This is a genomic window from Dactylosporangium salmoneum (assembly GCF_039532525.1).
Lineage (GTDB): Bacteria > Actinomycetota > Actinomycetes > Mycobacteriales > Micromonosporaceae > Dactylosporangium > Dactylosporangium salmoneum.
Window position 1 is genome coordinate 33,604 of sequence record NZ_BAAARV010000061.1, and the last position, 9,075, is coordinate 42,678.

The 9,075-nt window shown below is 69.6% G+C and carries 6 protein-coding genes; 3 read left to right on the forward strand and 3 right to left on the reverse strand.

What is annotated here, in order from left to right:
- Positions 1 to 60: 60 nt before the first annotated feature.
- The 3 genes from ABD352_RS31500 to ABD352_RS31510 all read right to left on the reverse strand — a co-directional run bounded on the left by ABD352_RS31500 (position 61) and on the right by ABD352_RS31510 (position 6,175).
- Complete coding sequence (locus ABD352_RS31500; RefSeq protein WP_344616146.1) at positions 61 to 3,744, reverse strand: PQQ-dependent sugar dehydrogenase; 3,684 nt, start codon at positions 3,742 to 3,744, stop codon at positions 61 to 63.
- Positions 3,745 to 3,956: 212 nt separating this feature from the next.
- Positions 3,957 to 5,147 (reverse strand): class I SAM-dependent methyltransferase, encoded by a 1,191-nt coding sequence (locus tag ABD352_RS31505; RefSeq protein WP_344616147.1) that lies wholly within the window; start codon positions 5,145 to 5,147, stop codon positions 3,957 to 3,959.
- Positions 5,144 to 6,175, reverse strand: coding sequence for an NAD-dependent epimerase/dehydratase family protein (locus tag ABD352_RS31510; protein ID WP_344616148.1), 1,032 nt, complete (start codon positions 6,173 to 6,175; stop codon positions 5,144 to 5,146). Before ABD352_RS31510 ends, ABD352_RS31505 begins: the two co-directional genes overlap by 4 nt.
- A 204-nt stretch (positions 6,176 to 6,379) precedes the next feature.
- Between ABD352_RS31510 and ABD352_RS31515 the strand changes: the two genes are divergently transcribed.
- Genes ABD352_RS31515 through ABD352_RS31525 form a run of 3 tightly spaced genes read left to right on the forward strand, consistent with a single transcriptional unit; the run spans position 6,380 to position 9,044 of the window.
- Positions 6,380 to 7,612, forward strand: a complete 1,233-nt coding sequence (locus tag ABD352_RS31515; RefSeq protein ID WP_344616149.1) for a methyltransferase domain-containing protein — start codon at positions 6,380 to 6,382, stop codon at positions 7,610 to 7,612.
- Positions 7,613 to 7,620: 8 nt separating this feature from the next.
- Positions 7,621 to 8,415, forward strand: a complete 795-nt coding sequence (locus tag ABD352_RS31520) for a sugar phosphate nucleotidyltransferase (protein WP_344616150.1) — start codon at positions 7,621 to 7,623, stop codon at positions 8,413 to 8,415.
- Positions 8,412 to 9,044, forward strand: coding sequence for a PIG-L deacetylase family protein (locus ABD352_RS31525; protein ID WP_344616151.1), 633 nt, complete (start codon positions 8,412 to 8,414; stop codon positions 9,042 to 9,044). Before ABD352_RS31520 ends, ABD352_RS31525 begins: the two co-directional genes overlap by 4 nt.
- Positions 9,045 to 9,075: the final 31 nt, after the last annotated feature.

Below are 9,075 nucleotides of genomic sequence, written 5' to 3' on the forward strand. Positions count from 1 at the left end.
GCGAGCCATATAGCACGGGGCCCGCCCCGCCGCAGCGGAACGGGCCCCGGCAGGATGCCGCTAGGCGGGCGGGTGGAACAGCACGCCGTTGCCGTTTCGCAGCACCGGCTGGTTGAGCGAGTACTGCAGCGCCACCGTGCCGGCCTGGTTCTCGATGCCGACCGTGGCGGCCCCGCCCTGCTCGTAGGTGGTGCCGTCGACGTCGGCCCAGGCGACCGCGATGTCGCCGTTCTCGGAGAAGATCACCTCGAACGACGCGCGGACACCGGCGGCCTCGAAGAACTGCGCGTTTCGCCACTCGATGACGAACTGCCGGTTCGGCGCGCTGCCGGTGACCGCGGTGCGGACGCTGGCCGACGCGTCGATGTTCAGGTCCTCCCAGAACGGGTAGATCGCGCCGTTGGCCTTGCCGGAGGCGGCCGCCGACGGGATCGCCGAGTGGTTCCAGGCCGAGCCGCTGGGCTGCACGAAGCTCACCACGCCGTTGGTGTCGACCCACGCCGAGGTGTACGTCGTGCCGTAGAACTTCACCGGGAACGGCAGCGTGACCTGCTGGTAGTTGTCGTCGCCGGTGAGCGTGAGCACGGTCTGGTCGGCCCGCACGAAGGTCCGCGGGCCCGGCGTGGCCGTGTAGCCGAACGAGTCGCTCAGCGCGATCGACAGGTTCAGCGTGGTCGTGCCGGAGGCGGCGACCGTGGCCGTGCCGCTGGTGCTCTGCCCGCCGGGGGCCGTCGCGGTGACCGTGTAGGTGCCCGCCGAGAGGCCGCTGACGGTGTACGTCCCGTCAGCCCCGGCCGTCGCGGTGGCACCACCCGGGCTCAGCGCGATCCGCGTGCCGGCGAGCTTGGCGCTCGTGCCGGTCACCCCGATTGTGCCGGTCACCGTGGCGCCGGTGGGCGGCGGCGGGGCGGCCGGCGGGTGGAACAGCACGCCGTTGCCCGTGCGCAGGTTCGGCTGGTTCAGCGAGTACTGCAGCGCCACCGTGCCGTTCGCGTTCTCGATGCCGACGGTGGAGGTGCTGCCCTGCTCGATGGCGACCGCGTCGATGTCGTTCCAGGCGACCGCGATGTCGTTGTTCTCGTTCAGCACGGTCTCGAACGACACCCGGGCCGACGCGTTGCCGAAGAACTGCACGTTGCGCCACTCGACGACGAACTGCCGGTTGGGCGCGGTGCCGGTGACCGCGGTGCGCACGCTGGCCGAGGCGTCGACGTTGAGGTCGGACCACATCGGGTACACGGCGCCGTTGGCCTTGCCGGTCGCCGCGGCCGACGGGATCGCCCCATGGTCGTAGGCCGAGCCGGTCGGCTGCACGAAGCTCAGCACGCCGTTGGTGTCGACCCAGGCCGAGGTGTACTGCGTGCCGTAGAACGTGACCGGGAACGGCAGCGACACCTGCTGGTAGTTGTCGTCACCACTGAGCGTCAGCACCGTCTGGTCGGCCGGGATCCAGGCGCGGGCGCCGGCGGTGCAGGTGTAGCCGTACGAGTCGCCGCAGGCCGGCGCGCTGCCGGTGTAGGTCGCCGTGTACGTCGTCGCGGTCGCCGGCGCGGTGACGACGTGCGTCTGCGCGCCGCTGTCCGACCAGGTCGAGAAGGCGTACGAGGTGCCGCCCTGCGACTGCGGCGTCGGGGCCGAGATCGAGTTCGTCGAGCCCTGGATCACCGTCATCGAGAACGGCGTCGTCTTCGTCGTCGAGCCGACGGTCAGCTGCAGCCCGGAGGGGCTGGAGTTGAACGCCAGGTTCACCGTCCGGGGCTGGACCGACACGCTCGAGGTGCTGGTCAGCCCGCCCGCGTCGGTGGCGGTGAGCCGGAACTCGACGTACGACGGGTACTCGTGGTCCGGTGCGATCACCGAGCCGCTCGCCACCCCGTCGAAGGTGTTCATCGGGTGCTCGTGGCAGTTGTCCGGCGTGATGCAGTGGTGCAGGATCACCTGCCAGCTCAGCGCCGAGGCGGGCAGGGTGCCCTGCTGCGGGTCGGTCGCGTGGCCGGAGAAGCTGATCGTGTTGCCCACCGCCCAGGTGGCCGCGGCCGCCGGGGTGTCGATGAACGCGGTCGGGGCGTCGTTGCCCGAGGTGATCGTCTGCGTCTTCGTGCCCGTCGCGCCGGCCGTGTCCGTGACGGTGAGCTTCGCGGTGTAGGTGCCGGCGTTGGTGTACGTGTAGGTGCCCGTCGCCGCCGTCGAGTCGATCGTGCCGTCGTTGTTGAAGTCCCAGGCGTACGTCAGCAGCCCCTGGTCGGCCGGGTCGGCGTCCGACGACGTGGTGCCGTTGAACGTCACCGTCAGCGGCGCGCTGCCCGACGTGGGCGTGGCAGTGAACGCGGCCACCGGCGGCTGGTTGTTCGGGTAGTAGCGGATGCGCCGGATCGTGCCGTTCAGGCTGGCGTAGTACAGCTCGCCGCCGGGGCCGATGGCCAGGTCGGTCGGTCCGCTCGCGCCGCCGTCGAAGGTGACGATGTTGGCCGGGTTGGGCAGGCCGTCGCCGCCGGGCATCATCGCCCAGATGCAGTTGCGGCTGTAGTCGGAGAAGAACAGCGCGCCGCCGTAGGACGCCGGGTAGGACCCGCCCGTGGTCGGCGCGAACGCGAGGCCGGAGACCGACGAGCCGCCGGACGGACAGCTCTCGCCGGAGACGACCTTGGCGCCGTGGTTGTAGGTGTAGTACGGCGCGGTCTGCCCGGCGCCCGCGTAGAGGCTCTCGCACAGGGTGAGGTCGGCGCTGTCGTAGCCGGACTGCCTCGCGTTGCCCTCGTAGCACGGCCACCCGAAGTTGGTCGGCCCGGTGGTCGGGTTGACCACCCGGTCGATCTCCTCCCAGGTGTTCCAGCCGACGTCGCCGGCCCAGACCTCGTTCGTGCCCGGGCGGATCGTCATGCGGAACGGGTTGCGCAGGCCGTGCGCGACGATGCGCCGGGCGTTGGCGTCGGGCGAGCCGGAGAGCGGGTTGTTCGGCATCGCCGCGCCGGTGGCCGGGTCGAGCCGCAGGATCGAGCCGTTGAGGCCGGTCGGGTCGCCGGTCGAGCGCACGTCCTGGGCGCGCAGGGCGCCACCCTCGGCGGTGGGCGGGGTCATCGCGTCGTTCGGCGGGTCGCCGCACGGGTTCTTCGGCGAGCCGAGCTGGCCGTAGTCCACCACGTTGAAGCTGGCCCCGTCGCCGCCGGAGACGTAGAGCGCGCCGTCGGCGCCGAACTTCAGGTCGCCGATGGAGTGGCTGGGGTACTGCTGGCACCAGTCCGAGATGAGCAGCTGTTCGCTGCCGGTCATGTGGTTGCCCGACGCGGTCAGCTTGGACAGCCGGGCCGACACGACGCACGCACCGCCGTTGGCGTCGGCGCAGACGTCGTTGTACACCGGCGCGGCCTGCCCGAGCGGTGCGTCGTAGGTGTAGAGCACGTAGACCGACGGGTCGGTCGGGAAGCCGGGCGCCAGCGCGAGGCCGAGCAGGCCACGGTCCCACTGGTTGTGCACCGCCACGGACAGGTCGGCGAACACGTCAGGCGTCTGGTCGGCCAGGTTGTCGAAGACCTTGATCTTGCCGCCCTTCTCGGCGACGAAGATGCGGCCGTCGGGCGAGAACTCGATGTTCGTCGGCTGCGTGAGCCCGCTGAAGACGATCTGTTCCTGGAACCCGGTCGGCAGCGCCGCGGTGGCGGCATCACTTCCGGCGATCGGGGTGATGACCGCGGCGACCAGGCACGCGACCATGGCCGACCGTAACGCGCGTCGCGTCCGCGACATGCGGTCCTCCACTGTGGAGTAAGGGATGGCGGCCGGGTCCCGGGCAGGGCAGGGATGTGCAGCGAAAGGGGAACGACGGGCGGGCCGCGAGGGGTGGCTCCGGACAGACTATCCAGTCACCGTGCTCGATTTCGTGTCGCATTGCCGACGTGAAGAAGCCCCGCACGCTCGCGCCGATGCGAGAATGCGGGGCTCTTGTTGAACGCTTGACTTCAGGCGACGAGGATTTCGGCGGTCACGCCCAGATCGGCCAGGGATTTGGCGATTTCTTCCTTGTACGCCGGGTTGGTGATGACGACCGCCTTGGGCTGCAGCGTGGTGAGCGTCGACGGCGGGTCGACCCGGTGCCCGGTGACCGGCAGGAATCGGCCCCACTTGCGCGGGTTGAGGTCGACGACGCCGGCCAGCTGCAGCTCTCGGTCGGCCAGGGTGAGGAACTGCACGCCCCGCGAGCCCGCGCCCCACAGCACCGGGCGGGCGCCCTCGGCGTCGAGCCGGGCGATGGTGTCCCGCCACTTCTGCCGCTCGGCGTGGTGGCGGTCGCTGAAGCCCGCGATCGCGGCCAGCTGCTTGTCCCGCGCGCGCAGGGAGGGCAGCTCGCCGGTGTGCGCGGCGTGCCCGCCGGCCCGCGGCCGGTTGGCCGAGACCTCGATGTAGCGGAACATGCCGGAGAACAGCGTGCCGGTCGACTCCACCGTCCAGCCCGCCCGGGCGAAGATCGCGGCCAGCGAGTAGGCGTCGAAGTACGACACGTGCGGGTAGATGACCTCCCACCCGGCGGTGGCCAGGTCGTAGACCGCGTCCGGCACCTCGACGTAGCCGAACACCTCGCGCCCCTGGGCCTGCTCGCGCAGGTCGACCAGGAACTCGTAGGGGTCGTCGATGTGCTCGAACCAGTGGCGGGAGGTGAAGAAGTCGTACGGCGGCAGGCCTCCCCCGCGCGGCGCGAACCCGCAGTGGAAGGCGGCGTCGCCCTGCTCGCCCTCCTCGCCGGCGTACATGGCGTCGTAGCCGACCCCGCGCGCGCCGCTGGTGTGGGTGAGCTCGCGCAGGAACTCACCCTGCCCGCATCCGATGTCCAGCACGAGCTTGCCGCTGAGGTCGTACCGCTCGTTGAGGCTCTCCACCAGCTCGGCCGAGAACTTCTGGAAGGCGGGCGAGAAGTGCAGGTTCGTGTCCATCGTCGTGTCGTAGACGAGCTTGTCCGGCTCGAACTCGACGTTGCGCACGTAGGCGCAGCGCGGGCAGGCCGCGAGCACCATCCGCCCGACCGGGGACGCGACGGCGTCGCCGTGCGCCTCCCAGTGCACCCCGCACAGCACCGGGATGTCGCCGAGGTCGGCGAACGGGACGAGCTTGTCCTCGCCGCAGGCGTCGCAGACGCGCGGCTCGGACCCGGTCACGCCGCGGTCCAGCGCAGGTCGTTGTCGAGCTTGCCGGCCGCCATCAGCGCCTGGATGCGCTTGATGCGCTGGTGCCGCTCGCTCTTGAAGTCCTCGATGGTCAGCCCGTAGCGCTGGTAGTTCTCCACGAGCTGCTCCACGCCGAGCTTGACGTTCCACTGCGGCTGGAACTCGGGGATCTCGCGCTCGATGAGGTCGCAGGTCACCCGGTAGTTGCGCAGGTCGGCCCCGGCGCCCTCGGCGAACGTCGGCTCGCTGCCCGGCACCGCCTCGGCGACCATGTTGGCCACGTCGCGGATGAGGTAGTTCTCGCTGGTGCGCCCGATGTTGTACGCCTTGGCGTGCACGCGGCCGCGGTCGACCTCCATGAGCGCCAGGAACGCCGCGGAGATGTCGTTGATGTGGATGAGCGGGCGCCACGCCATGCCGTCGGAGAGCAGCACGACCTTACCGGTCAGCAGCGCGTGCGCGGCAAAGTCGTTGACCGCCAGGTCGCCGCGCAGCCGCGGGGAGAAGCCGTAGGCGGTGGAGTTGCGCAGGAACACCGGCGAGAAGTCGTCGTCGGCCAGCTCCAGCAGGCTCTGCTCCGAGAGGATCTTCGACTCGCCGTAGGGGGTCACCGGCTGGAAGCCGGCCGTCTCGTCCAGCGGGGTGTTGTCCTCGCCCTTGCCGTACAGCGAGCACGACGACGAGAACAGGAACCGCTCGACGCCGGCCGCCTTGGCCGCCTTGGCCAGGCGCACAGTCGAGCGGTGGTTGACGTCGTAGGTCAGGTCCGGGTTGAGGTTGCCGAGCGGGTCGTTGCACAGCGCGGCGAGGTGGATCACCGCGTCGAAGCCGGTCACGTGCTCCGGCTCCACGTCGCGCAGGTCGACGCGCAGCGTCTTGACCTCCTCCGGCGCCGGGCCGATCACGCAGTCGGCGAAGAGGCCGGTGTCGAGGCCGACGACCTCGTGGCCCGCTTCGCGGAGTATCGGCACCAGCACGCTGCCGATATATCCGTCGTGGCCGGTGACGAGTACGCGCATGAGCCTGCTCCCGAAAGCTCGAGGGTGTTGCCGGGCTGGTGTGTCGGTTTCTTTACTCTGTCGTTTACCGCCGTGCGGAAGTTGCCGCTAGTTTTCTGGTGGCCGGTCGGCAGTCCTGAGATCTGTTCTAAGCTTGCGCGACTTCCACGGCGAGTAGGTTCACCGGCCAGCAGCCTAGCGCCAATCAACTTAGAGGGGGAACGCATGTCCGCTGTCTCGTGCCGGCTGTGCGGTGCCGAGCTCACTGAGACCTTCGTCGACCTGGGGATGTCCCCGCTCTGCGAGAGCTACGTCCCGGCCGGCAAGATCGACGCCGCGGAGACGTTCTACCCGCTGCACGTGCGCATCTGCGCCGAGTGTCTGCTGGTGCAGCTTCCGGCATATGTCGCGGGAGAGGACATCTTCTCCGACTACCTCTACTTCTCCTCCTACTCCACCTCGTGGGTCGAGCACGCCCGCCGGTACGCCGTCGCCATGACTGATAAGCTCGGCCTAACGGCGGACAGCCTGGTCGCCGAAGTGGCCAGTAATGATGGGTACCTTCTGCAGCATTTTGTGGCCGCCGGTATTCCAGTCATCGGCGTTGAGCCCGCCGGAAATGTCGCTGCGGTTGCCCGGGAAAAGGGCGTTCGGACGGAAGTCTGCTTTCTCGGGCCGGAAACCGGGGCGGCCGTCGCGGAACAATACGGGCGGGCCGATCTCGTCGCCGCGAACAACGTTTATGCCCATATTCCGGACATCATCGGCTTCTCGCAGGGCCTGGCCAACCTCGTCAAGCCCGAGGGCCTCGTCACGCTCGAGTTCCCGCACCTGCTGCGCCTGATCGAGCGTCGGCAATACGACACCATCTACCACGAGCACTACCAGTACCTGTCGCTGCTGACCGCCTCGCGCGCGCTGGCCAAGGGCGGCCTCACCGTCGTGGACGTGGAGGAACTGTCCACGCACGGCGGGTCGCTGCGGGTGCACGCCAAGCACACCGAGTTCGCGGGCGAGCCGTCGCTGGCGGTCAAGACGCTGCTGGAGGCCGAGGCCGCGGCCGGGCTGCACACGCTGGAGGGCCACAAGGGCTTCGCCCACGAGGTCTTCACCATCAAGCGCGACCTGCTGACGTTCCTCATGCAGGCCCGGTCCGAGGGCAAGCGGGTCGTCGGCTACGGGGCGCCCGGCAAGGGCAACACGCTGCTCAACCACTGCGGCATCCGCGAGGACCTGCTCGAGTACACGGTCGACCGCTCGCCGCACAAGCAGGGCATGTTCCTGCCCGGCACGCACATCCCGATCCACGCGCCGGAGCGCATCGCCGCCGACCGGCCCGACTACGTCCTGGTCCTGCCGTGGAACCTGCGCACCGAGATCAGCGCGCAGCTGTCCTACGTCAAGGAATGGGGCGGCAAGCTGGTGTACCCGATCCCGGTCCTCGAGGTAGAGGGGTAATCCCGCTCATGAAGGTCGTACTGTTCTGCGGTGGCCTCGGCATGCGCATGCGCGAGGGGGCGAGCAACGTGCCGAAGCCGATGGCACTCATCGGCGACCGGCCACTGCTGTGGCACGTCATGCGGTACTACGCACACTTCGGACACACCGACTTCATCCTGGCCCTCGGCTACGGCGCCGCGGTCGTCAAGGACTACTTCCTGCACTACGACGAGACGCTGTCCAACGACTTCACGCTCAACGGCAGCGACCGGGACGTGCAGCTGTTCTCGACCGACATCACCGGCTGGAACATCACGTTCATCGACACCGGCCTGAAGGCCAGCATCGGCGAGCGGCTCATGCGCGTGCGCAAGTACGTCGAGGACGAGCCGATGTTCCTGGCCAACTACGCCGACACGCTCACCGACGCGCCGCTGCCCGAGATGGTGGAGCGGTTCCGCGACTCCGAGGCCACCGTGAGCATGCTCGCGGTACCGCCCGTCTCCACCCACCACGTGGTGGAGATGGACGCCGACGGCTCGGTCTCCCGCGTTCGCGACTTCCGCGAGCTCATGACGTGGGAGAACGGCGGCTACTTCATCCTGCGCCCGGGCATCTTCGACGTCCTGCGCGAGGGCGAGGACATGGTGCCGCACGCCTTCGACCGGCTCATCCCGGAGCGGCGGCTCATGGCGCAGCAGTACGACGGCTTCTGGCGCGCGGTGGACACCTTCAAGGACCGGGCGGAGATGGAAGAGGCGTACAACAGCGGCACCTGCCCGTGGATGCTGTGGGACACCATGCGGGGCCCGGCCTCGTGATCGGTTTCTCCCTGGCCGGCGTGCGGTCCGTGGTCGCCCTGGGCGCCCACCCGGACGACATCGAGATCGCCGCCGGCGGCCTGCTGCTCTCCCTCCCGGAGGGCGTCACCGTCGACTACGTGCTGGCCACCGGCGTCCCGGCCCGCCAGGCCGAGGCCCGCGCGGCGGCCTCAGCGTTCCTGGCCCACGCCGGCTCGCTGACCTTCCACCTGCACGACCTGCCCGACGGGCGCCTCCCGGCCAACTGGAACGCCACCAAGGAGATCATCGAGTCCGCCGCCCGCCTGGGCACCCCGGACCTGGTCCTGGCCCCGTCCACGGACGACGCCCACCAGGACCACCGCCTGCTGGGCGGCCTGGCCTCCACGGCGTTTCGCAACTCGCTGGTCCTGCACTACGAAATCCCGAAGTGGGACGGCGACATTTCCCGCCGCAACGTGTACGTCCCGTTGACCCCGGACCAGGGCCGGCGCAAGGTCGCCCTGCTCCACGAGCACTTCCCGTCCCAGAAGGCCCGCGACTGGTGGGACGACGAGGTCTTCCTCGGCCTGGCCCGCCTGCGCGGCATGGAGTGCCGGGCCCACTACGCCGAGGCCTACACGGTCACGAAGTCCGTGCTGACCTTCTGAGCCCCGGCTTTCTTGCGCGACGGGCCCAGCC

Coding starts and splice junctions, on each gene's coding strand:
- ABD352_RS31510 (WP_344616148.1), bottom strand. CDS start 6,175: ATGCGCGTACTCGTCACCGGCCACGACGGATATATCGGCAGCGTGCTG.
- ABD352_RS31520 (WP_344616150.1), top strand. CDS start 7,621: ATGAAGGTCGTACTGTTCTGCGGTGGCCTCGGCATGCGCATGCGCGAG.
- ABD352_RS31515 (WP_344616149.1), top strand. CDS start 6,380: ATGTCCGCTGTCTCGTGCCGGCTGTGCGGTGCCGAGCTCACTGAGACC.
- ABD352_RS31500 (WP_344616146.1), bottom strand. CDS start 3,744: ATGTCGCGGACGCGACGCGCGTTACGGTCGGCCATGGTCGCGTGCCTG.